General features: G+C 52.7%; 21 protein-coding genes. 8 read left to right on the top strand and 13 right to left on the bottom strand.

Annotation, left to right across the window (positions count from 1 at the left end):
- Positions 1-150: 150 nt before the first annotated feature.
- Positions 151-387, bottom strand: a complete 237-nt coding sequence (locus tag QLG08_RS17820) for a DUF1435 family protein (protein WP_014606649.1) — start codon at positions 385-387, stop codon at positions 151-153.
- A 252-nt stretch (positions 388-639) separates the two neighbouring features.
- On the opposite strand from QLG08_RS17820, the gene QLG08_RS17815 reads away from it, so the two are divergent.
- Positions 640-1,737 carry a diguanylate cyclase gene (locus QLG08_RS17815; protein ID WP_015701008.1) on the top strand — a complete coding sequence of 366 codons (1,098 nt, stop codon included), beginning with the start codon at positions 640-642 and terminating at the stop codon, positions 1,735-1,737.
- Between the two features lie 212 nt (positions 1,738-1,949).
- Positions 1,950-2,414, top strand: a complete 465-nt coding sequence (locus QLG08_RS17810) for a YbaK/EbsC family protein (protein ID WP_014606651.1) — start codon at positions 1,950-1,952, stop codon at positions 2,412-2,414.
- Here the strand turns inward: QLG08_RS17810 and QLG08_RS17805 are convergent.
- From QLG08_RS17805 to QLG08_RS17790, 4 genes are all read right to left on the bottom strand, one after another.
- Positions 2,411-3,631: an MFS transporter gene (locus tag QLG08_RS17805; protein ID WP_014606652.1), complete on the bottom strand. Its 1,221-nt coding sequence runs from the start codon at positions 3,629-3,631 to the stop codon at positions 2,411-2,413. The two genes, QLG08_RS17810 and QLG08_RS17805, sit on opposite strands and share 4 nt — an antisense overlap.
- A 196-nt stretch (positions 3,632-3,827) precedes the next feature.
- A complete protein-coding gene (locus QLG08_RS17800) occupies positions 3,828-4,814 on the bottom strand; it encodes a nucleoside hydrolase (RefSeq protein ID WP_015701009.1) in 987 nt (328 codons plus the stop codon).
- Positions 4,795-5,850 carry a LacI family DNA-binding transcriptional regulator gene (locus QLG08_RS17795; RefSeq protein WP_014595275.1) on the bottom strand — a complete coding sequence of 352 codons (1,056 nt, stop codon included), beginning with the start codon at positions 5,848-5,850 and terminating at the stop codon, positions 4,795-4,797. Before QLG08_RS17795 ends, QLG08_RS17800 begins: the two co-directional genes overlap by 20 nt.
- A 46-nt stretch (positions 5,851-5,896) precedes the next feature.
- Complete coding sequence (locus tag QLG08_RS17790; protein ID WP_014606653.1) at positions 5,897-7,291, bottom strand: MFS transporter; 1,395 nt, start codon at positions 7,289-7,291, stop codon at positions 5,897-5,899.
- A 586-nt stretch (positions 7,292-7,877) separates the two neighbouring features.
- Between QLG08_RS17790 and QLG08_RS17785 the strand changes: the two genes are divergently transcribed.
- A complete protein-coding gene (locus QLG08_RS17785; protein ID WP_014595273.1) occupies positions 7,878-8,432 on the top strand; it encodes a histidine phosphatase family protein in 555 nt (184 codons plus the stop codon).
- Here the strand turns inward: QLG08_RS17785 and QLG08_RS17780 are convergent.
- A complete protein-coding gene (locus tag QLG08_RS17780) occupies positions 8,429-9,379 on the bottom strand; it encodes a hypothetical protein (RefSeq protein ID WP_014595272.1) in 951 nt (316 codons plus the stop codon). The two genes, QLG08_RS17785 and QLG08_RS17780, sit on opposite strands and share 4 nt — an antisense overlap.
- 506 nt (positions 9,380-9,885) lie before the next feature.
- Here QLG08_RS17780 and QLG08_RS17775 point away from each other — a divergent pair.
- The 3 genes from QLG08_RS17775 (at position 9,886) to QLG08_RS17765 (ending at position 14,079) form a co-directional block, all read left to right on the top strand.
- Entirely contained in the window at positions 9,886-10,899 is a 1,014-nt protein-coding gene (locus tag QLG08_RS17775) for a capsular polysaccharide synthesis protein (protein ID WP_013024498.1), read from the top strand.
- Between the two features lie 203 nt (positions 10,900-11,102).
- Entirely contained in the window at positions 11,103-13,394 is a 2,292-nt protein-coding gene (gene opgB / locus QLG08_RS17770) for a phosphatidylglycerol--membrane-oligosaccharide glycerophosphotransferase (RefSeq protein WP_019106378.1), read from the top strand.
- Positions 13,395-13,644: 250 nt separating this feature from the next.
- A complete protein-coding gene (locus tag QLG08_RS17765) occupies positions 13,645-14,079 on the top strand; it encodes a coiled-coil domain-containing protein (protein WP_230957789.1) in 435 nt (144 codons plus the stop codon).
- A 22-nt stretch (positions 14,080-14,101) separates the two neighbouring features.
- Here QLG08_RS17765 and QLG08_RS17760 read toward each other — a convergent pair whose 3' ends face one another.
- The 3 genes from QLG08_RS17760 to QLG08_RS17750 form a co-directional block, all read right to left on the bottom strand.
- The gene (locus tag QLG08_RS17760) at positions 14,102-14,809 is read right to left on the bottom strand and encodes a GNAT family protein (RefSeq protein ID WP_024472367.1); all 708 of its coding nucleotides are present in this window, start codon (positions 14,807-14,809) and stop codon (positions 14,102-14,104) included.
- Positions 14,810-14,955: 146 nt separating this feature from the next.
- Positions 14,956-15,462 (bottom strand): RcnB family protein, encoded by a 507-nt coding sequence (locus QLG08_RS17755; RefSeq protein WP_014595268.1) that lies wholly within the window; start codon positions 15,460-15,462, stop codon positions 14,956-14,958.
- 131 nt (positions 15,463-15,593) lie between these two features.
- Positions 15,594-16,736: a serine hydrolase domain-containing protein gene (locus tag QLG08_RS17750; RefSeq protein ID WP_024472366.1), complete on the bottom strand. Its 1,143-nt coding sequence runs from the start codon at positions 16,734-16,736 to the stop codon at positions 15,594-15,596.
- A 473-nt stretch (positions 16,737-17,209) separates the two neighbouring features.
- Between QLG08_RS17750 and QLG08_RS17745 the strand changes: the two genes are divergently transcribed.
- Both QLG08_RS17745 and QLG08_RS17740 read left to right on the top strand, forming a co-directional pair.
- Positions 17,210-17,878 (top strand): YecA family protein, encoded by a 669-nt coding sequence (locus QLG08_RS17745; RefSeq protein WP_014606658.1) that lies wholly within the window; start codon positions 17,210-17,212, stop codon positions 17,876-17,878.
- Positions 17,879-17,957: 79 nt separating this feature from the next.
- The gene (locus QLG08_RS17740; protein ID WP_146109178.1) at positions 17,958-18,176 is read left to right on the top strand and encodes a hypothetical protein; all 219 of its coding nucleotides are present in this window, start codon (positions 17,958-17,960) and stop codon (positions 18,174-18,176) included.
- Here the strand turns inward: QLG08_RS17740 and QLG08_RS17735 are convergent.
- The 4 genes from QLG08_RS17735 to QLG08_RS17720 form a co-directional block, all read right to left on the bottom strand.
- On the bottom strand, positions 18,154-18,864 hold the full coding sequence (locus QLG08_RS17735; RefSeq protein ID WP_013024491.1) for a FadR/GntR family transcriptional regulator: 711 nt from the start codon (positions 18,862-18,864) through the stop codon (positions 18,154-18,156). The two genes, QLG08_RS17740 and QLG08_RS17735, sit on opposite strands and share 23 nt — an antisense overlap.
- Positions 18,865-18,963: 99 nt before the next feature.
- Positions 18,964-20,361, bottom strand: a complete 1,398-nt coding sequence (locus tag QLG08_RS17730) for an MFS transporter (protein ID WP_014595264.1) — start codon at positions 20,359-20,361, stop codon at positions 18,964-18,966.
- A 142-nt stretch (positions 20,362-20,503) separates the two neighbouring features.
- On the bottom strand, positions 20,504-21,535 hold the full coding sequence (idnD, locus tag QLG08_RS17725) for an L-idonate 5-dehydrogenase (protein WP_028714786.1): 1,032 nt from the start codon (positions 21,533-21,535) through the stop codon (positions 20,504-20,506).
- 41 nt (positions 21,536-21,576) lie between these two features.
- The gene (locus tag QLG08_RS17720) at positions 21,577-22,344 is read right to left on the bottom strand and encodes an SDR family oxidoreductase (RefSeq protein ID WP_072138541.1); all 768 of its coding nucleotides are present in this window, start codon (positions 22,342-22,344) and stop codon (positions 21,577-21,579) included.
- Between the last annotated feature and the right edge of the window lie 162 nt (positions 22,345-22,506).

The raw sequence follows: 22,506 nt of genomic DNA, 5'->3' as shown, positions 1-22,506 counted from the left end.
CGGAATTGGTAGACGCGCTAGCTTCAGGTGTTAGTGTCTTAACGGACGTGAGGGTTCAAGTCCCTCTCTTCGCACCAACGTTGTCATTCCCACTCTATTATCCCTGCATTTTCCTTTCCCTTGCGTTACCCGTTTCACTCCTCGGACAGACTACAGCCCGCTGAATTTGAAGCCTGTTGCCGCAATGCCGCCTGCCAGCGCGAGACAGGAAGGCAGCAATACATAGTGCCGCATGCGCTGATTAAACAACATAAGCAGGGTGAGCAATAACGCGATTAACATCACGATGCGCCACTGCTCAAAGGTAGGCTGCCATGCTGTTATTACCGGTATTGCCGCACATGCCAGCATACTTCCCCATGCACTATCCAGTTTGATACCGCGCATTGCCTTCCCCCTGACCACCTGTGAGCCGTTTTAGTCAATCCGATATGATAACCATTCCCATTAGCATATGATAATAATTCTCAACTTTCAGCTTGTTTTTTTACAGGCGGGCGGGAAGATGACAGCTAAACAAGAAAATGTTAAATTGCAACTGATTACACTTTTTATAACAGCAATATAATGCCTGTCGACCGGCTGAAATCCTGCGCCGGTTTTTGCTTTGTTATTTCAGGGCCGTCACGAGTATGAATAATGAAAATAGAATCTTATGATGAATTGAAACACAGCAAATACCGCCTCTCGTTGATGCTCTTTTTGTTTTTAAACGCATCCGTTTCGCTATTTTGTCTGCTCCCTTTGGCCGAAAATAATGAAACACAAATCACCGTGCCGGTGATGATGGTGGCGTTCATTAGCCTGACCATGCTGAGCACGTGTTTAATAAAAACTAAACTAAAATTACCGCTGTTAAATCCCATCGCGCTCATCCTGGGCGGGCTATGGGCATGGCATATTCAGTATCGCTATCATTCTGTTTTAATTGACGATGGCGGTTTTTTGATTGTCAGTCTGCTGTGCGTTTTTTTTATCAGCGCCATTGCACTGAGCGATTATTTGGTCGCGTTTTGCCTGCACATTACCCCTTCCATGTTAACAGTGCTCATGCTGGATCACGGGCAACATCTGCCGTTGATTTTATTGACGATTGCCTTACCCTTGATTGGCTTTTCATTGCAACATCTGATGCGACGCCGTTCGGAAGACTTTACGCTGCGCTTAATGTATCAATTGTATGAAGAAAAAGAGTCATTCAGCGACCTCAGTATGCTCGATCCCTTAACAGGCTTATATAACCGACGCGGACTGAAAAATCGCCTTGATAACATTCTGGATAATCATGTCGGCAGTCATTATGTGTTGCTGTTAGATATCGACCACTTTAAGGCTTACAACGATAATTATGGTCATGCTATGGGTGATCAGGCGCTGGCACGCGTTTCGGTTGCCATTCGCGATGCGGTACGCTCACGCGATGTGGTAACACGTTACGGCGGAGAAGAGTTTTTAGTATTAATGACCAACGTCAATGCATCAATCGCTATGAAGCTGGCGGAAAGAATTCGCCAATATGTGGTAAATCTGGAAATTCCCCATTTGTTTAATGAGCGCGTTTCGACGCATGTCACCATTAGTGCAGGTATTGCGCCGATTTACGACAATGAATTTGATCAGGCCGTTGCCAATGCTGATCGCGCATTATACGTCGCAAAAAATCAGGGGCGAAATACGATTCTGGCCTGGGAAGATCTGCCCGGTGTTCCCAGCCCCGCGACGAGTGACGTCATATAAGTGCGTGCCGGATAGCCATGTTATCCGGCGGCACTTAGTGAAAACAGGAAGAGATAAAACCGCGTCAGCCCCTTAGCGCCCTCTCGTTTTGCCTCTGCCCTTCCCCAGCCCTCTCGCCGCTATGCATTCTGTTACCTATTCTTTCTCTCTCTCGTTTACACCGCTGCGGGCTTGTGGCAATTTTTACGCCTTCAATTAGCATGGAGAGAAAAATGAGCCTGGAGTCTGTACGCCAGTTTTTTGCCGAGCGTGCGCCGGAAATCGACATCATTGAGATGCCTTACAGTACGGCAACGGTAGAAATGGCGGCTCGCGTTCACGGTGTGGCGCCGGGACAAATCGCCAAAACCCTTTCCCTCAAGGTCAAGAATGAGGTGATCCTGGTGGTGACCCGTGGCGATGCGCGGCTAGACAACCGCAAACTCAAAGCCGTCCTGGGTGCCAAAGCGCGGATGTTAAGCGTGGACGAAGTGATCAACTGGACCGGGCATCCGGTTGGCGGGGTTTGCCCTTTTGGCCTGGAAAATCCGGTTACGGTATATTGTGATATCTCGTTAAAAAGCTTTGATGAAGTGTTGCCCGCCGCGGGCGCGGTTCACAGTGCCGTACGCATTTCGCCGCAGCAGATGGCTGAACTCACTGCGGCAAAATGGGTAGACGTCTGTGAAACGCGTTAATGTGTCTGCTTTGCCATCGCGCCGGAAATTTTAATTCCGCGCGTTTCGCGGCCAAAGGCGACAAAAACACAAATCAATACGGCCACGGTTCCCGCTACGATGGCCATACCGAGCCCGTAGTTGCCACCGTGCGCTTCAGCAATACGTGACTGCAGCGTCGCGTTGACGGACGCAATGAGATTACCTAACTGATAAACAAAGCCGGGCAATACCGCTCTTGCATTCCCCGGCACCAGTTCGTTCAGGTAAGTCGGTATCACGCCCCATGCGCCCTGCACCATAAACTGCATCAAAAAGGCACCAAGACCAATAGCCCATGAACCGCTGGAAAAGGCCCACAGCGGCAGCACCGGCAGCGTCAGCAATGCGGCGATAATAATGGCTTTCTTGCGGCCAATACGTTCAGACAGCGTGCCGAAGAAGATGCCACCCAGCATAGCGGCAATGTTATAGCTGATGGCAATAATACTCACGGTGTGGGCATCAAACTGGTGCTGCACTTTCAGGAAGGTCGGGTAAAGATCCTGCGTACCATGACTAAAGAAGTTAAAGCAGGCCATTAACAGCACCATGTAGATGCAGATTTTCCAGTGCTGGCGCAGTATCGGCATCAGTGCGCTGCTCTCTTTGCGCTCACGTGCCGCCAGCCACACGGGCGATTCAGGGACGTTGAAATAGATAAAGGGTAACAGCAGAATCGGAACAGCCCCGATGAGGAACATGCCGCGCCAGCCCACCGCATCAAAAAATAAACCAAAGACGATGGATGCAAGCAGGTAACCGCACGGATAGCCGGCCTGGAAAAGTCCCGACATCAGACCGCGGGAGCGATCGGGAATGGTTTCCATTGCCAACGAAGAGGCTACGCCCCAAATGCCGCCCATGGCTATACCATAGAAAATGCGGAAAGCCAGAAATGCAGCGAAGGTCGGTGACCAGGCAGACAGCAGTTCGAACACGGAGAAAAAGACAATGTTCAGCATTAAGATCGGCTTACGGCCATATTTCTCCGCCATCCGCCCAAACAGTAGCGCGCCAATCGGGCGCACCGCCAGCGTTAGCATAATGGCGACGGACACATCGGTGACAGAATTGTGGAAGTACTGAGCAAGGTTACTCAGTACAAACACCAGAATAAAAAAATCGAATGCGTCCAACGTCCAACTGGCAAAACAGGCGAAAGCAACGTTGCGCTGGGTCGATGTCCAGTCAAGCATACACGTCTCCTCTGTGAGACACTCTGGCGCATCGCCCATAACGTTCCTGGCCGCTGTCGGAGAGTGATGTAATTGTTAATCAAATGTATACATCATGTTCTAGAGGAGAGCGTACCGCGCAATTGTCAGGCAGTGGATCAGGCTGTAAGAAAGCGTGTCTGACGGCAGAGAATCCAGGCGACGAATCGCCTGGGTTTTACTCGGGGAGGTGGTTAAAGGCCTGCTCAATGATTGACAGCAGGAGCGCGTTATCCACACTGTGCAACACATGCACCAGCGCGCCGGCGTCAGGCGGAATACCCACGTCCAGACGCAGTGGTTGCCGATAGCGCCAGGTTTTACCGCGCGTCGCGCCCGGACGAAGCTCAATATCAACACGGTAGTCCGTTCCCCATGCCACGCGCTGATTAAGCAGCCAGGCGACGACCAGCGCATCATGGATCCAGCATCCGGCCAGGCGACGGGTTTGCATTGAGTAGTCGATCCAGGGCTGCAAGGTGTCATGCACAAAGCGCGTCAGCGGATGTTCGCGACAGGTCATGCGCGTCAGATCGTCCTGAGTCAGCAGCGTTTGCGTGGTGACATCCATGGGGAGCAGCGTAATGGCGGCGCCGCTGTGTAATACCTGATGAGCAGCTTCCGGATCGATGCCGAAATTGGTGTCTTTGATGTAATCATCCAGCGCAAAAACGCCGCCCATAATCACTATCTCTGCCACCGATTCCGCCATGTCCGGAAAACGCTGCATGGCCAGCGCCACATTGGTGAGTGGGCCAATCGCAATCAGCGTGATTTCGCCGGGGTTATCGCAGATGAGTTGCCCCATCGCCTGCGCGGCATCCGTTGCATCGGCCTCTAACATGGCAGGCTGAGGAACGCCCTGCCAGAGTGACAGCAGATTGAGCTGTTCAACCCGCTTGTCCAGCACAGCGCGCCAGGGGCCGGGATCTTCACACAATGCCTGACGGGCCCCCTGCACGACAGGCACGGCACAGCCCAGCCGTGTCACCAAATCTTTGGCGACCCGCGCACCGACATCACTCGGCGTATTCCCTGCTACGGTGGTAATTAATTCTAACGACAGCCCTGGTGAGGCTAATGCCAGAGAAAGTGCAAGGCCGTCATCCGTGTTCGCCCCTGCAATACCATTCCCCGGATCACAATCAATAATCAGTCTTTTCATTATTTGGTTTATTTACTCTGGCCTGTGATGGCCGACAGCCACAAGATTCACCAATTTCAAGATGGTGTGGAAACGATTCAATGCGTGCCTCGCCATTCCACTGTTTCAACATATGGATAGCGCAGCGTGCCATCTCTTTTACCGGCTGACGCACGGTCGTTAATGCCGGAACGTGATAGGCAGACTGTTCTGTGCCATTAAAGCAGACCAGCGCGACATCTTTCGGCACGCGAATGCCGTGCTGACTCAAGGCGCGGATACAGCCAATGGCCTGGCCTTCGTTACTGGCAAACAGCGCGCGGGGCAGCTTCTGGCTGGCTATCATGCGTAGCGTTGCCTGATAACCGCCCTCACGGGTATAGGTAGTGGGGAAAATCAGTGATTCATCAATCTGTACATTGTGCGCCTGCATCGCGTCACGCCAGCCCTGAATACGATCCTGGGCATTGAGCATATCCAGCGGTCCGCTAATCATGCCGACCTGCTGATAACCATGGCTCAGCAAATGTGCGCACACCTGAAAGGCGGCTTGTCGCTCATCCACCCGTAACATGCTGACCCCGGGCTGCGCTTCAACCCGATCAAGCATAACCAGCGGTGTCCCGCTGGCTGTGATGATATCAATGAAAGGATGGCGATCCACGCTGTTATAAAACAGGCCGTCGACCTGACGATTCAGTAGCCCCTGAATCAGCTCCAGCTCCCGTTTGCGATCGTCGCCTGCATCACCAAGCAGCATTACATGCCCGTGATTGAGCGACTCCTGCAGCAGCATGTGCGCCATCGACGCGACAAAGGGGTTGCTGATATTCGGCACCACCAGCCCAAAGGTTTTGGTATGGCCTGACGCCAGGGCGCGGGCGGCGGCATTCGGGCGATAGCCGGTTTGCTCGATGGCGGCAAGCACCCGCTGACGGGTGGCATCCGCGACCGGGCGTGGTCCGTTATTAATGACGTAACTGACCACGGCAACCGAGGTCCCTGCGGCTTTTGCCACGTCGTTGCGCGTGACCGTCGTTTTTACCGGTTTCGCCACTTCGCCCTCCTCATCTAATGCCGCTTGCCATGTAACTTCATCGTATTCAGATGGCGTCCTCTGGCAGATTAAGATCGCGCCCGCGCGTTTCCGGTGCCACAAAGGTGGTCAGGAAACCAATGGAAGCCATCGCTGAGAAATAGATCGCAATGGACCACCAGTGCCCGGTGTACGACAGCATCGCCGCCGCCACCAAAGGTGCAGTGCCACCTGAAATAATCGAGCCCAGCTCTTTGGCCACGGCCATCTTAGTATAACGGTGGTTCACGCCAAACAGTTCCACGCCCCAGGCCGCCTGAACGCCAAAGATGCCCAGAGAAGCCAGCGCCATGCCCACCACGATAACCGGGATAACAATCGCAGGTTCGCGCGTATCCAGCAGCGTAAAGGCTGGCCAGGCATAAATCATCAGCAACAGGCAAAAAATCCGATAAACGACCCGGCGACCGAAGCGGTCTGACAGCCAGCCGGCCAGGGGAATAATCAGGAAGCCGAGCAGCGAGGCAATAAAGACCGCCGTGGTCGGCACGGATTTATCGACCATCAGGACCTTAGCGACATACCCGACGATAAAACCCTGCGCCAGATAAGAGGGACCGTTTTCGCCAATACGTAAGCCGACCATGGTCCAGAAAGCACGGGTACGCTGAAAGAAGGGGCGCGTATCAACCGTCTGATGCTGCGTGGCGATAAGGTTCGCCCGCTCCGCTTCCAGTTGCGCTTTCTTGCGCTCGAACACCGGGGTTTCCCGCAGGTTGCGGCGGATCCACAGTGCCACAAGGGCAATGACGGCGCTGCTCAGGAAGGGAATACGCCATCCCCATTCCAGCAGGCTTTGTTTATCCATCTGCACCACCAGCAGCCAGACAAGCGATGCCAGCAGCGTGCCGCTGTTAGAGCCGAGGGCGATAACGGAAGACACCAGGCCACGCCGCTTAACCGGCGCATATTCTCCCAGCATCACGGTTCCGCCGGAAAGCTCAGCGCCTGCGCCAAACCCCTGACTGAAACGTAGCAGAACCAGACAGGCAGGCGCCCAGATGCCAATGGAGGCGTAGCTGGGAATCAAGCCGATTAGGGTTGTGGATGCGCCCATCAGAATAATGGTGGTTACCATGACGACTTTGCGACCTTTTCGATCGCCCAGCCAGCCAAAAAATAACGCGCCGATGGGGCGGGCAACAAATCCAACCGACCAGGTTGCAAAGCTGGCAAGCAGCGCCATGGCGGGGGTTTGTTCAGGAAAGAAAACATCACCGAAGATAATACCGGCGGCGAGGCCATAGAGTGCGAAATCCGCGTACTCCATTGCCGTCCCTAACCAGCATGAAACCGTCGCGCGCCAAAAATCTTTGCGGCCGGCTGGGGTAGTAAACCGCTCATCAGCGGCGGAGGTGGAAGGCTGTGCTGCCTGCTGCGTAACGGAGTGCTGTGGCGTCATAAACGCTGTCCCTTGAAAATATGCAGATCGATAAATGCCATTCCGAGAGACGGTTCCCTGACTACGAGCAGAACGCCCCGGTGGCGACATTCAGTTGGCTAACCATGATGAAAGGAAAGTTAAAGATTCCCTGGTGTTGGAATCCGCAGTATCGCGAGCTTCGCCGCTGTATATTTCAGCGGTCGTATTAATCTGGCGAATGTAACTTGATCCTCGATCGGCCTACCGTGCATCGAGCACCGTGAGCAATCACTGGAAGCTAGTGTATCTACGCGCGTAGATAAATCAATAGCCTTTGAGAAAATTTGTTAGATTTCCTTCACTATCAAGCTTCATTAATATGCCATTTTAAGCGCAAAATCAGGCGGTTAATCCCGACCCGGCGCACAAAAAAAACAGCATACACCGGAACCAGAGGCACTTTTCTTTTAACATTAAGCCAAACTGGCTGTCTGACCCTTTCATCGCCTGATGTTGTCGCACATTGGTGTGACTGCCTGATGACAGCACAGGAAGCGATTGCCACATACCGCATCCTCAGATATACCTGACTGGCGCATAAACCGGAGAACGCCGTTAAATCATTATGACCATTATCCTGATGCGACATGGTAAACCTGACCACCCTTTTGCCGGACGTTTAAGCGCACAGGGGCTGGCAGACTGGTGTGAAGCCTATGATCTGTCACTGGTGAGCGATGGCCCGCCCGATCGCAGCATCAGCATCGCCAGAAAAGCGGCGGTTGTGGTCTGCAGTCCTCTGCCCCGCGCCCACTCTTCGCTGGAGCGCCTCGGACTGCATCCCCATCACGTTGATGCGCTGTTCAGTGAAGTCGGTATTCCTTTGCTCCGGGCTGATCGCATTCAGTTACCCACCTTTGTCTGGCAGGCCATCCTGCGCGCCATGTGGTTTTGTGGCTATGCCGGGGAGACCGAGTCGCTGCAGCATGCGCGCGCCCGCGCCTCGCGTGCCGCCGATCGCCTGATCGCCCTGTCGCAGCAGGGTACGGTTTTGCTGCTGGGGCACGGCATTATGAACAAGATGATTGCCCGTGAATTGCGTAAGCGCGGCTGGCAGGCGGAAAAACACGCCAGCAGCCGCCACTGGAGTTCGGCCATCTACCATCGCCCCTTTATTTAACCAATTTGAAAGTAGCTCAGCGTTTCGTAGCCAGCCCCCACCTCGGTTGTCGCAAGAACGGTTTTCTGTACCAGATCAATGACGCTCAGCGTCCGGTTATCATCATGGGTGATCAATAGCCGTTTCTTGTCCGGACTGAAACAGCCATCCAGCGGCTGGTGAGTCAGCGCTATATGCCCCAAAGGATTCAGTAATTCATCAAAAAGCGTGACGATGGGTTCCTGGTGCCCGATCGCCATCAGATACTCGCCATCCGGACTAAAGCGAACCTTCTGACAGGGCTGTTGATGGCCAGGAAGCGCCAGCCGCTGGCGGATTCGATGGCTCTGGCGATCGACGACATAGAGCAGCGGCACATCGGCGGCGCTGGCGATGAGATAGGGATGCCTGGGTGATGCAGTAAGGCCTGAAACCGGGCCGGGCATCAGGATGGTATCAATGACTCGCCCTTCCGCTTCGCACAGGTCAACGACGGTAATGGTGGCATCCTGCTCATTGTCGGTAAAGAGCTTGCGGCCGCTGGGCGAAAGCGTCAGGCGATGGGTATTATCAAGCGGAATGGGAATCGTCTTTTCAACGCGGTGGGTAAGGGGATCGATCACCACCACGACAGTAGGATTTTCGCAGCACAGATACACTTTGCCGTCGCGCCCTAACTGACCGCTGTGCGGCGCTTGTGACGGTGAGAGGTCGATATAGTCATTAATCGCCCGCTGTCGTAAATCAATGACCGCCACTTTATGGCCAGGATGAGGCGCATCGCCTTGCATATCGTCACCGTACAGAGGGAGAAAAGCCTTTTCCCAGGGCGCGAGCATCAAAAGCTCGTGCAGTCGCGTTGGGATAACGTCCACGGCCTGGCTGACGTCAAAGGTGTCAGGATCGAGAAACAGCGCCCGTCTGGTTTGCCTGTCAATCGCCAGTAATCCTCGAGATTCAAACGGCATGTCATCTCCTTTTCGTCTGTATAGCTAAAGCGTAGACAATGACTGTCAGGCTGCGCACATCTGTAAATTCATTAATCATGCTGAATATTTCACTTATCTCGATTCCGCACTGATGCTCATACTCGCGCACTGTTTATCGGTTTCATGACAGAAAAACGCCCCCTCTGTCGATATAAAGATATTGCCATAGCGGAATAAAACATTAGCGTAAATAAATATTTATTTTTATTTCAGGCGAAGGCTTATTTCCGTTTTATCCTAAAGTTTCCATCAGGAATAGCGAATTGTTGAATTGTGTTCTATTAAATAAATGAGTCGCGGCCGCTCACGTCACGCTTGTGCACAGAAACTGTCGTGGCTCGCCATTGAACCATCACCAGGGAAATACAATAAAAATTGCGCAGCGCAGCATGTCTGCGTTTATGGCGGTTTATATACGGGATGACAGCTTAAGCCCTTATTTTGCCGACTGGCATAAACACTATAATCAAAATAACAGGTGAAACATGAATTCACACCGCCGTTCCTTGCATCATCTCTGGCGTCAATGGGAAAAACTTGCTTTCACCAGCCGCATGCTGTGGACGATTAAACAACACCGGGCCGTAAGCGCGCCTGAATACGATCCTACTCTGGAACAGGACGTGCTGCTGGAATCCGTACCTAAGACCCTGCCTGCCATTGCTAAAAAAGTCTGGCTGTACTGGCCCGGCGACCGGCTACCTGCTTCCGTTGCCCTTAACGCCAGTAAAATTTGCCGTGATAATCCGGATCATGAGATCCACCTGCTTACCCCTCAGACGCTGGGACAGTGGCTGCCGGATGTGCAATTTGTCTCTTCCGATCTGACTCCGCAGCTAAAAAGCGACATCATCCGGCTGGAGCTATTATTACGCTACGGTGGCATCAGCATCGACTGCAACACGTTGCTGTTCGAGGATCTTGCCTGGGTCCATCAGGCCCAAAGCGACCGCCCCATGGATGTGCTGGGATATTATCGTCAGCAAAACACGGTTAACCCACTCAGACCGATGATTGAAACCGGCTTTATCGCGGCGCCTGCTCAAAACCCCTTTATTCGTGAATGGCTGAAACAACTGGCCCCGGTAAAATACGTGGGGAGACAAAACTATCTGCTGGAGTTAATGAAACGCAGTGATTTCCCTGCAGTGCAACAGAATCTCAGCAACCCCGGTGACGAACTCACGGCGCTGGCACATCAGTTGGCTATGGATGAGCATCGTCGGGTTAATACCAGGTTACGTAAAGCGGAAGCCAGCGTCGGCTATTATCAGCAGGTGCATGCTGGCAGCAACGATGCCTGTGTGCGCTCTGTTCTGTTTCAGCAGCGTCCGCTCACGCCGCCGCCGGTCATCCGGCTCAGTGACAGTGCGCGCGCGCACCTCGATTTTAACCTGCGGTTACGCTTTTACAATCGTGCCAGCCTGGTCGGAGAAGCGATGCACGACAGCCCATCCTCTCCCGCCAGACTTTCAGCGCCGCAGGAACAACGCGCGTAATCCGCCCCCTGCCCGGCCGTTTCATTAGAAATCGCCGGGCACTTCGCCCCTGTTTAACGTCGAATTGACTGTACTGTGAGTCTGCAGCCAAATCTGCGCAGAGATGTTGCAGCCTGATGACAGCCACTATAGATTGAGTCAAAAATCCATGGAATGTCCCCCTGTTGATAAGAGACATATTCATACGATAAGAGGATTTGACGTTGTCTGAATTCGTGTCAGTGATACTTTTTCTGACCGCGATTGCTGTTTATTCCTGTAAAGCAGGCCGAAGCAGAATCTGGTTTTCCCTCACCTTGTGCTTGTTAATGCTGTTCGTGCTGCTCAACGCCACGCTGTTCGCCAGTAATTATTTTACCGGCGACGGCATTACTGACGCTGTAGTGTATACCTTAACGAACAGCCTCACCGGTGCCGGCCTGAGTAAATACGTTGTGCCCGCCCTTGGGCTGGTCATCGTGCTGTTTTTACTGTTTTGTGCCCTGTCATGGCTGCTGCGCCGCCGTGAGCGGCCCTTTCATTCAGGCTGGAGCCTGGTGGCTTTTGCCTGTGCCGCAGGCGCGGTACAAACAACGCCAGCCTTTCAGCAAGTGAGTTCTCTCATTACCTCGCACTCACTGCGCGAAAACTCCGACTTTGCCACCGTCTATAAAGTCCCGAAAAAGCGCATTGCGCAGCCCGCACTTAACGTGGTGTATATTTATGCTGAAAGCCTGGAGCGGACCTATTTCGACCCGATTGCCTTCCCTGGGCTGGCTCCCGAACTCAGCCGGGAAAAAGAGCAAAGCATCGACTTCACCCAGACCGAGCAGCTTCCCGGCACGGATTACACCATTGCCGGTATGGTCGCATCGATGTGCGGTATCCCGCTTTTTGCCCCTTTCGACGGAAATGCTTCCGCCTCCCTTTCCAGTTTTTACCCACAGAACGTTTGCCTGGGCGATATTTTAAAAAATTCCGGTTATGAAAACTGGTTTATTCAGGGCGCTGACCTGCGCTTTGCGGGTAAAGATGTCTTTTTACGTTCTCACGGCTTTGACCCTGCGCGCCTGTACGGTTCACAGGAACTCAAAGACAAGGTTAGCGATCCCACCTACCGCAACAACTGGGGTTATTACGACGATACCGTGTTGGACGAGGTGTTTGAAACCTATGAGGCACTTTCGCGCCAGCAGAAACGTTTTGCGCTGTTTGCGCTCACGGTGGATACGCATCATCCTGATGGGTTTATTTCCCGAAGTTGCCAGCGCAAAAGTTACAGCTATGCGGGCAAGCCAAATCAGTCGTTCAGCGCCGTATCCTGCTCGCAGGAGCATATCGCACGCCTGATTGCCCGTATTAAGGCTTCTCCCTGGTTTAAGAATACCGTGATTGTGGTGGCATCCGATCATCTGGCCATGAACAACACGGCGCATCCCTTTCTGATCAAGCGTCCTCGTCACGATCTGTTTATGGTGATCCGTGGCGATCAACCGCAGGCAGAAGTGATAGATATGAAACGCAGTACGCTGGATAACGGCGCGACGTTACTGGATATTCTGGGCGGCGACAATGCGATAGGTTTGGGACGTAGCAGCCTGTCTGCAGTGTCGTTGTCGAGCCAGTTTGAGGATATGAAAACCAAAGTGTTGAGCTGGAAAGCCGATATCATTCAGCTGTGGAACTTTCCCAAAAAGATCGACAGCATCACGCTGGATCAGACGAAAAATACGCTCAGCTTTTCCGGGGCCAGCTTTGCCTTGCCCATTCTGCTGCGGGTGACGGAGAAGCATGTAGAGCCACTGCCTGAGGGGGAATATTCGGCGCCTTTACGTTATCAGCTGGCCGACTTTACCTCGGCGGAAAAGTTTGTCTGGGTCGATCGCTGCTTTAAAATTGCCCGTATCTGGCAACCGGCGCTGGCCCTGTCCAGCGACTGGTGCCTGGCAATGGGCCAGCTCGCGGGCCATCCCTCCGTCATGCGTATGGATAGCCCCCTGTGGAAAGGAAAGGTGCAGTTCCCGGCAGGCCCCCAGAACGATGCAAACTATCAACATGCCGTGGCGCAGCTGCGCATCGACGATAATGCGATTCGTTATGATGCCGACAGCTTTCTGTTCGCGGTTCCCGGCGCACCCGCAAGCGTGAAGCAGTTCAGCGGCCTTTCCCGTACGGAAAACTGGGGCCGCTGGTCAAACGCCAATCTTGCCCCGGAAGTGACCATAGAATTCGTTAACCCTTTGCCCGCCAGATTTGATCTGGTGATTACCGCTCGCGCCTATGGCCCAAATGCGCACCGACCCACAAGGGTGCAGGTAGGCGACACAAAACAGCCCCTGATGCTGGGAGAAGAAGCATCAACCCAGACGCTGCGTTTTGATAACACCCGCGGAAGCCATCGGTTAACGTTTACCCCACCAGAGCCGCAACTCAGCAATCTTAACAACATCGCAGGTCAGGACCCACGCAAACTCGGCATCGGTCTGATTACGTTAAAGGTTGTCCCCGTTCCCTGATGTTTATTCACGATGACGGTTAGCCCCCACCTTTTACACTGCCTGGTAAGCGGGCTGTGTAAAAGAGGCTAACTGACAACGTTTTTTTTGCGGCCCACCCCGCAAAAAGATGAAAACTACGCGTTTAACTAATTGATATAATGGAATTTATTTCGCAATATGTTTTTTATCTTCTGTGACCAGACCGGCTCTCCTGACATGATATTCAAATAACGTGATGAATCGGGAAGGCTCTTGAATGACACTCACCATGATGAATACACACAAAGCGTTTAAACGTTTACAGCGCGCAGGCATCAACGATCGCCAGGCAGAAGCGATGGTGGATATTTTTTCGGCATTAAAGCAGGACAATGCGCTGTCCCGTGCTGATGTCATGCAGGCTTTTCAGCGTCAGAATCAGCATATCTTTTCGCTAAGCACGCAACTGAAGAAAACGGAGTCGTGCCTCAGAACCGATGTGGATGAACTCAAGGCAGACGTCAGCGTACTCAAAACGGACGTTGCCGTGCTCAAGACCGATGTCAGCGTACTCAAGACCGACGTCGCCGAGCTCAAAACGGATGTCAGCGTACTCAAGACCGACGTCGGGAGTTTAAAAAACGATATGCGTTGGGTACAGCGTCTGCTGATGATCATGACCACCACGTTGCTTATGGCGACCATTAAATATGTGCTTGCCTGAGCCGTTACCCGCGCTTCAGGCCTTAACCTCGCAGAGTTTCCAGCTTTTCACGCTGTCGCCCGTCGGCTGTAAAGTTAGCCTCTGCCAGCCAGCGTTCCAGCCCATTTTTAACAGCTGGCCATTCACTGTCGATGATTGAGAACCAGCTTGTATCGCGCGTGCGGCCTTTATAAACGCGGGCCTGACGAAATTCACCTTCAAAGCGAAATCCCAGCCGAAGCGCGGCCCGACGCGAAGGCAGATTACAGCTGTCACATTTCCATTCATAACGCCGGTAGCCCAGTTGCTCAAAGGCATAACGCATCAGAAGAAAATGCGCTTCGGTCGCCATTCTTGTTTGCTTTAGCAATCGGGAAAAGGTGACATATCCCACTTCCATCACCCCATTTTGCGCATCAACACGCATCAGCGATAGCGTTCCGACGGCCTTACCGGTTTCAACATCAATGACGCTGAAATGCAACGGATCCTGACTCGCCTCCATCGTAGCAGCATGGGTGAGCCAGGCGGCTTCATCATTAAACGGCCCATCAGAAAGATAGGTCCAGTCACGGCCATCTTCTGCCAGCGACCAGGCCTGCCAGAGTGCTTCAGCATGCGAAGCCACGCTAAAGGGCTCCAGACGGCAAACCTGACCTTGAAGCACCTCACGCTGAGGTAAGGGACGTGGCTGCCAGTCGGGCATGGATTGCCCTACAGGTTGACCATACTGATTGACGTGTTGCGACATCATGCCTTCTCCATTGCAGTGAATAAAAACACGTTGCCATGTTGCAAACACGTTGAGAAGTCATCACTGATAAAAAAGACAGAAATAGAAAACGGCCGCTTAACGCGGCCGTTGAAAGAAGAGATAACTAACAAAGCGCCGCAGGACTATCCGCGGAAGAAGATATCGCCGGATTTACCCATAACGATCTTACCGGTGTCGTTAGTAATCAGAATGTAATTGGCATTGATATAAGCCCAGTGGGTATCTGGCTGAGGCGCAGGCAAATTACGTTTCTGCCACTCTGTGATGGTGTAAGTCTTGCTGCGGTACTTATCAGGCACGGTATCACCGATTTTATGCTCTTTATAATCAATGATAATGGTGCTGAGATCGTAATTTGGCTTACCTGGATTGCCTGCTGACTGCGAAGGCGTTGTTGGGGTAATACCGTCGTTAGAGTCAGAACTCATCGGCGCCTGCGGCTGGGCAGGTGCTGCAGCACCGGGCTGCGCGTTGTTATCGCCAGGTTGAGCGGTTGGATTGGCCGGTTGAATCTGCGGCGGCGGTGGCACATTGTCGGTGGTTTCACCCGCAGCCTGAGCGGCGGGGATCAGGCTCAGCGAGCCGAACAGTAAACCAGCTGAAATAAAAGCAATTTGAGTCCTGCGCATAATAATTTCCACATTGAATTGATTTTAATAACAGTAGACTACTCTGAAGACAATCTAAACAGGGCTGCGGTTCCGTCACTCATAAAGGTAAGTGTAAGGAATCACGACTCATTCTGGACCCAACCTACACCTTACCTGTCTTTCTCTGCCAGGTTAAGCAACAATGTGATACCAAGATAGTTGCTCCAGTTAAACGCGTTTTGCAGTACCACGATGGCATTGCCTGCCTGCTTGTCAAAACCGATAAAAGCGGAATAACCACCAATATAGCCGACCTGATAGGTAATGTTCCTTCCTGCCAGCCTGTCTGTAACCCAGGCGATATTCTGCGTCTGTGCGCCCTGCTGATACACGCCTTTATTGATCTCAGCAAAGGCACGATTACGCGCCGGATCGCTGCCCGCAGTGAGATGTGCACGCAGATAGACGCTCAGATCCCGTGCGTTGCTGTAAAGACTGCCCGCCGCGACCATATTACGCTGGAAACGCCAGTCCGGGGTGAGATCACCGCGCGGGATAAGCTTTGGCTGATCGCCAGCATGCCCTAACGCCCGTGTGGAAAAACCGCTTAAACGCTCAGGCACAAAGCTGGTGTTGTTCATTCCCAGCGGTCGGAAAATCCGTTGGTGGGCAAGCGTTTCAATATCACTATGGCAGCGTTCACGCAAAATATAGCCCAGCAGCGCATAGCCAAGGTTAGAGTATTGCGCTCCCCGCTGACGCGGCGCAGAAAAATCCGCCAGGTATTCCAGAACGTCATCACTATCCAGGTTGCCATAAAAGTTCTGACCGCTGCGCAGATAGCCCATAAACTGCATAAACATCGGCAAATCCATATCCTGACGCGGCAAACCCGAGGTATGGGTCACTAACTGTAATAGCGTGATTTGACGTGCATCTTGGCTCAATCTGACGTCAGAGGGCAACAAATCGGCCAGCGTGTCACTCCAGTGCAGTTGGCCTTCGTTAACCAACTCAATAATCACCTCTGCGGTTACGCCTTTACTCAGTGAGCCGAGCGCAAATAAGGTTTCAGGCGTAATCGGATAGCGATGTACGTCATCGGTGACACCCGCGCTGTAAAACAAGGTGGGATTAAGATGATGGATAATTGCAATACTGATGCCGGACACCTGTTTACGCTGCATATAATGGCGCACCAGATCGTCCAGGTTGTCATGAAAATCGCTGTGCGTCAGATAAAGCTTGTCGCCTGCTGGCGCAGAGGTCTGCGACAGCGTGCCGCAGGCAGCCAATAACAGCGCGCTTATCATCAGAACTGCACTGCGTCTAAACAGGTGCCCGCATCCGCTCAACAGGCGGTGTAACCTCTGGGGTGAATACTCTTTTCTGGTCACGTCCTCGCGCCCATTTTATTGTTGTTATCAGGCACTGACGAACGTTCATATCAGCATCATGCCGGGGGATTATTCCGCTGTGCCTATATCGACACAGATTAGCCAAATCTTTATGCTTCTGGTCATCGTTTCCTACTGAAGGATGTCACCCCTGGCAGGACACACGTAAGGGAAACGAAGCAGGTTGGCGCCTGATATAGCCACGATCGTGCAGGAAAACGTATTGCAGGCCGCGAAGAGTAACATAGCAGGCCTGGTAATGCCTCTGCTGAGTCCGCTGCCGTTCAGGGCAACCCGACGACACTGCCATCAGCGCAATAAGCGTGTACACTGCGCGTTTTTACACGCAGTAAATTTTCTGCTGCACCAGACACGTTCGGAGATATCCCATGAAAGAAGGCCCGTTAAGCGAAAAAGAGCTGCAATGGCTCGAAGATATGCTGGAAAAATACGGTAGTGAAGCGTCGATTCTTGATGTTTCAGAACTGGATGGCCTGCTTACTGCCGTGCTTTCAGGTCCGACGACGGTAGAGCCAAGCCGCTGGCTGGTCGCGCTCTGGGGCGGCGAAAAGCATATTCCCAAATGGAGTAATGAGCGCGAAATGACGCGCTTTATGGAACTCAGTTTCCAGCACATGAATGACATTGCTGACCGCCTGTCTGAGTTTCCAGAACAGTTTGAACCCCTGTTTGGCGTGCGCGAAATGGAAGGTCTGGAATTTACCGTCGTTGAAGAGTGGTGCTACGGCTATATGCGCGGCGTGGCCTTAACCGACTGGTCTGCACTCCCTGCTGAACTCCAGGACTCACTGGACGCCATCGCCCTGCACGGCACAGAAGAGAATCTGGAAAAGGTTGATGCGCTCACGCCTGAAGAAATGGAAAGCAGCATTGATGCTATCCGCCCTGCCGCCCTGGCGCTTCATGATTACTGGATCTCACAGCCCGAAGCGATTCCTCAGGTGCAGCAGCCGGTCACTGCGGAAAAACAGCCGGGCCGCAACGATCCCTGCCCCTGCGGCAGCGGAAGAAAATACAAGCAGTGCTGCCTGCATTGATTGAAGAGGGAGCCCGGTCCACTGGCTCCCTTGTTTATTCTGCCACAGTTAACTTCACCACTCACGTCGGAAGAGCCCTATGGCTAACCTGCCGCTTCGCCCTCATTTCTTACAGAATGCTGGATCGCTACGTGCTCATGACCCAGACCAGCGCGTTACTGGCGATAAAACGGACCAGCAGGGCAATGGCAATAAGAAGCCTGTCACGGTGAATCCTGTTTTCCTCAGCCTGCAGAAGGGGTGGCTTTTTTCGCGTTCCCGCAGCGCGAAACAGCCTATTCCCCCTCTTCTTTTTTAATCATATCGATGGCGACCACGTTATGTTTCATCGCCTCATTCAGCACCTGTACCGCCGAGGACGCATCGCGGTTTTTAATCGCCATAAAGACTTTGATGTGCGCCTCAACACTTTCAAGCGTAATGCCCAGTGAGCGATTCAGTTCTTCAAGATAATAGTAATAAATATCTTTGATTGACTTCATCACGTTGTAAAACACGCTGTTATGAGAGGCGCGGATAATCGCCAGATGAAATTCGTAATCCGCTTCCGAATATTTCTTATAATCGCCTTTATTAATAAGCATGTTATTGAGCGCCTGCTCCAGCAGGCCAATATCCTCTTCTGTGGCATGTTCCACTGCCAGCTCAACACATTTAAACTCGACGGTCTGGCGAAAAACCATCATGTCGTTAAAGGCTTCCCGGCTCAGATGCATTAACGGTCTGGCATTGTGATTAAGCATCTGTGGCGAAAAGTCTTCACACACGTAACTGCCGCTGCCCTGACGGGTAATCACGATACCCAGATCGCGCAGGCGCTGCACCGCGCTGCGTATACTGACCCTGCTGACATTAAAAGAGTGCGTCAGCTCCGCTTCAGAAGGTAAACGCGTGCCTGCGGACCAGCTACCGTCCAGTAGCTTCGCCTTAATTTGCTCGAACACTTCGTTAACGACGTTCTGTTTCTGAATGGATTTTATGCTCACAACACCTTCTCATATGATGTCCTACATGACGCCATTCTATCTTATCCTTTCCAGCAAAGTCCTGCGCTAACGCAGTGACAGACAGGGTTCAACCTTGCCTTACTCGCCGCTTCCTGCCCGGATCGAGGGGGCAACAGGATGACAACCATCCGGCACGCCGCCCGAGGCATCGGCCTCTGCGGTAAGATCCCGATCCACCACCTCTGGCATTATCAGTGAAGCCAGCAGGCCGATACAGGAATAGCCGATCAGCATGATCGCAATCGGATACCAGGTGCCCGTGAGCTGGCAGAAAATACCGGCCAGGAGCGGCCCTAAGCCAGTGGCAAACAGCCCACCGATCTCCTTAGAGATGGCCATTTGCGCGAAACGGTTTCTGGAACCAAACATCTCTGCCATGGTGATCCCTTCAATCGCCGCCTGGCCCAACACTGCGATATTGTGAATGACGATCAGGCAAACCATGATGGTACTCACCGCCTGCGCGTTATCGACGATGAGTGAAATCATCGGATAAGCCAGAATAATCGAGCCCAGCGTCAGAATGCGGTAAGGAATACGGCGCCCTATCCGGTCTGAGAGCCAGCCGATAAGAGGAATTGTCATAAATCCTATTACCGAGCTCACCATGATGGCATCGGTGGGAACCGCCTTATTGAACAACAGCGTCTGAACCATATAACCCGCCAGAAAGGTCTGGATGATGCCCGAGTTACCCGCCTGACCAAATCGCAGCCCGGTAGCAATCCAGAAGGCTTTGCCTTTGATTAACTGGAAAACAGACTGTGCCGGCTGATCGTGGGGCTTGACGGTGGCAGACTCGGCAACGTTTTCAAACACCGGACTTTCTTTCAGGTTGAAACGCAGCCAGATAGCAAATCCCATCACGACGAAACTGGCCAGGAAAGGAATACGCCATGCCCAGGCAATGACTTCGTCATTGGTGAAGAAAAAGAACATAGCCGCCCAGATGGCGGTTGCGCTTAACGTGCCGCAGTTGGTGCCCATGGCAACCAGCGAGGCAATAATGCCCTTTTTCCCTTTGGGCGCATATTCAGCCAGCATAGTGCTGGCACCCGATATTTCTGCACCGGCGCCTAATCCCTGAATAATACGCAGCGCCACCAGCAGCAAGGGCGCTAAAATACCCACCTGCTGGTAAGTGGGTAATACGCCAATTAAGGTGGTACAAACGCCCATTAAGGCGATAGTGATAAACAGGACTTTTTTTCGGCCAACACGGTCGCCCATTTTCCCAAAAAAAACGGCGCCGACGATTCGCGCGATATAACCTGCACCGTAGGTTCCCATTGCCAGAATCAGCGCCATCGCACCCGACTGTTCGGGAAAAAAGACTTCATGAAAAACTAACGCCGCACCAAGAGAATAGAGCTGGAAATCCATAAATTCTAACGTTGTACCCAGCCATCCTGATACGGATGCCCGGACCAGATCAGAGGTATTACGTTCTGTGGTGTTGGTATTTAAATGACTCATGTTTTCACCCTGAGGTCGACGATGCGTTAACAGGCGACTAAATGACAGGCGAGTGCCGCTTACGCGGAGCGTGAGGATCTCTTCACCCGCGACAATCACCGATGTTTTAAGCCAGAGTAATAACTACAGGTTCTGAGATATTTTATGAAAACTGAACTAATACTTTTGAATGTTGTGTTTTATCACTGGCCGCCTTTAATGCCGCCTCAATATCGTGATAGGCATAATTGCCGGAAAGAATCGGACGCGGATCGATAATGCCCTTTTCCAGCCATTTCACCGCCACATCAAATTCATCGATAAAACGGAAGGAGCCTTTCCAGCTAATTTCTTTTACCAGCATCTGCGCTACCGGGAAATTAAGCGGACTTTTTCCCATCCCAATTTGAACCACAACGCCGCCAGGCCGCGTAACCAAAATACTGGATTCAATCGCTGCTTCGGCTCCGCTGGCTTCCAGCGTAACGTCGAAATATCCCCGATTTTCACCGTAGCGGGCAACGGCGGCACGATCGCTCGCATCCACTGCCGAGTCAGCCCCCATTTCTACCGCGATGCGGCGGCAGCGCTCGCTCGGATCGAACGCCACGATCTCTGCCGCGCCGGAAGCGCTTGCGGCGGCAATCGCTAAGGCGCCGATGGGGCCCGCGCCCATCACCAGCACCCTTTTCCCGACGATGCTGCCTGCCACGTTGAGCGCATGGATCACGACGGCGGTAGGCTCAGCAACGGCCATGACGCTGGCCGGAACCTGCTCATCATAAGTCACGCACTGCTTCGCAGGCACCACGACATATTGTGCAAATCCACCATTCACGTGCGGAGTGAACTGGGCGCTCCCCATAAAGCGCATGGTGGCGCAGGCATTCTGTTTACCTGCCCGACAATACTCACACTGACCACATGGCTGTGATGGATTAATCGCGACTTTTTGTCCCGGTTCTAACCCTGATGCTGCCGGCGCCTGGAAAATCCGCCCCACAAATTCGTGACCTATCACCAGCGGTTGCTTAATCACGGATAATCCGGCACGTCCTTCATGGTAATAATGAATATCCGAGCCGCAGATGCCGCCGCATTCCACTTGAACAACGACATCATCATCCGAATACTTCAGTTCGCGCTGCTCAACCGCGATCTCTTTTTTGCCCTTTGCCACGCAGGCATGCGTCATTATGCTGTGCACATGTTTTTCCTCTTCCGGGTCAATAACGCTTACAGCACGGCCAGCCAGCCGCCATCCACGTAGATAATCTGACCATTGATATAATCTGAGGCAGACGATGAAAGAAAAACGGCCGTACCGGCCACTTCTTCTGGCCGTCCCCAGCGCTGCGAAGGGTTACTGCTTTTCACCCAGCTGTCGAACCGGGCATCGTCCACCAGCGCACTGTTCATGTCCGTCAGGATATATCCCGGCCCAATCGCATTGGTCTGGATATTAAACTGCGCCCATTCGGCCGCCATTGAGCAGGTCAGCATCTTAATGCCGCCCTTGGCAGCGGTATAAGGTGCAACGGTTGGCCTGGCCGCCTGGCTGGTCAACGAACCGACATTGATGATTTTGCCGCCCCGATCGCGGGCAATCATGCGTTTGGCTGCCGCGCGCGAAACCAGAAAGGCGCTGGTGAGGTTGGTATCAATCACCTTTTGCCAGTTTTCCAGTTCCAGCTCCAGCATGGGTTTGCGGTACTGGATCCCGGCATTATTTATTACGATATCGACTGCGATGCCCTGCTCATCCAGACTGGCGAACACCTGCTCTATCGCGCTTTCACAGGTCACATCAAACACCCGGCCGGAGACGCGATAGCCTTTATTTTTAAGCTGTTCAACGGCCTCGTTCAGCACCGCTTCACGCGTGCCGTTCAAAATAACCGCTGCCCCGGCAGCGGCTAATGCTTCGGCGTAGGCAAACCCCAGGCCGCGGGAGGACCCCGTTATCAAAGCCGTTTTACCAGTCAGATCGAACATTGCAGTCATAATCCACCTTTAAATATGTATGACAACTATCTTATTAAGGTGAATTTGCCGACAGATTAAATCAATACACAAAGCGTATTTATGAGGCACATATCACAAATGCTTAACAGAAAAATACATCAAATCATTGTATTTAATAGACATAAAAACAATACATTTAGC

Source organism: Pantoea sp. V106_11, from assembly GCF_029967885.1.
Taxonomy (GTDB): Bacteria; Pseudomonadota; Gammaproteobacteria; order Enterobacterales; family Enterobacteriaceae; genus Pantoea; species Pantoea ananatis.
The sequence above is the reverse complement of the archived record's forward strand: the minus strand, read 5'-3'. Positions and strand labels throughout refer to the sequence as shown.

Excerpts from the sequence above, each read along its gene's own strand:
- QLG08_RS17800 (WP_015701009.1), bottom strand. The coding sequence starts at position 4,814 with ATGAAAAGACTGATTATTGATTGTGATCCGGGGAATGGTATTGCAGGG.
- QLG08_RS17805 (WP_014606652.1), bottom strand. The coding sequence starts at position 3,631 with ATGCTTGACTGGACATCGACCCAGCGCAACGTTGCTTTCGCCTGTTTT.
- QLG08_RS17815 (WP_015701008.1), top strand. The coding sequence starts at position 640 with ATGAAAATAGAATCTTATGATGAATTGAAACACAGCAAATACCGCCTC.
- QLG08_RS17745 (WP_014606658.1), top strand. The coding sequence starts at position 17,210 with ATGAAAGAAGGCCCGTTAAGCGAAAAAGAGCTGCAATGGCTCGAAGAT.
- QLG08_RS17820 (WP_014606649.1), bottom strand. The coding sequence starts at position 387 with ATGCGCGGTATCAAACTGGATAGTGCATGGGGAAGTATGCTGGCATGT.
- QLG08_RS17785 (WP_014595273.1), top strand. The coding sequence starts at position 7,878 with ATGACCATTATCCTGATGCGACATGGTAAACCTGACCACCCTTTTGCC.
- idnD (WP_028714786.1), bottom strand. The coding sequence starts at position 21,535 with ATGACGCATGCCTGCGTGGCAAAGGGCAAAAAAGAGATCGCGGTTGAG.
- QLG08_RS17810 (WP_014606651.1), top strand. The coding sequence starts at position 1,950 with ATGAGCCTGGAGTCTGTACGCCAGTTTTTTGCCGAGCGTGCGCCGGAA.
- QLG08_RS17720 (WP_072138541.1), bottom strand. The coding sequence starts at position 22,344 with ATGACTGCAATGTTCGATCTGACTGGTAAAACGGCTTTGATAACGGGG.
- QLG08_RS17780 (WP_014595272.1), bottom strand. The coding sequence starts at position 9,379 with ATGCCGTTTGAATCTCGAGGATTACTGGCGATTGACAGGCAAACCAGA.
- QLG08_RS17775 (WP_013024498.1), top strand. The coding sequence starts at position 9,886 with ATGAATTCACACCGCCGTTCCTTGCATCATCTCTGGCGTCAATGGGAA.
- QLG08_RS17760 (WP_024472367.1), bottom strand. The coding sequence starts at position 14,809 with ATGTCGCAACACGTCAATCAGTATGGTCAACCTGTAGGGCAATCCATG.
- QLG08_RS17755 (WP_014595268.1), bottom strand. The coding sequence starts at position 15,462 with ATGCGCAGGACTCAAATTGCTTTTATTTCAGCTGGTTTACTGTTCGGC.
- QLG08_RS17790 (WP_014606653.1), bottom strand. The coding sequence starts at position 7,291 with ATGACGCCACAGCACTCCGTTACGCAGCAGGCAGCACAGCCTTCCACC.
- QLG08_RS17750 (WP_024472366.1), bottom strand. The coding sequence starts at position 16,736 with ATGATAAGCGCGCTGTTATTGGCTGCCTGCGGCACGCTGTCGCAGACC.
- QLG08_RS17740 (WP_146109178.1), top strand. The coding sequence starts at position 17,958 with ATGGCTAACCTGCCGCTTCGCCCTCATTTCTTACAGAATGCTGGATCG.
- QLG08_RS17730 (WP_014595264.1), bottom strand. The coding sequence starts at position 20,361 with ATGAGTCATTTAAATACCAACACCACAGAACGTAATACCTCTGATCTG.
- QLG08_RS17765 (WP_230957789.1), top strand. The coding sequence starts at position 13,645 with ATGATGAATACACACAAAGCGTTTAAACGTTTACAGCGCGCAGGCATC.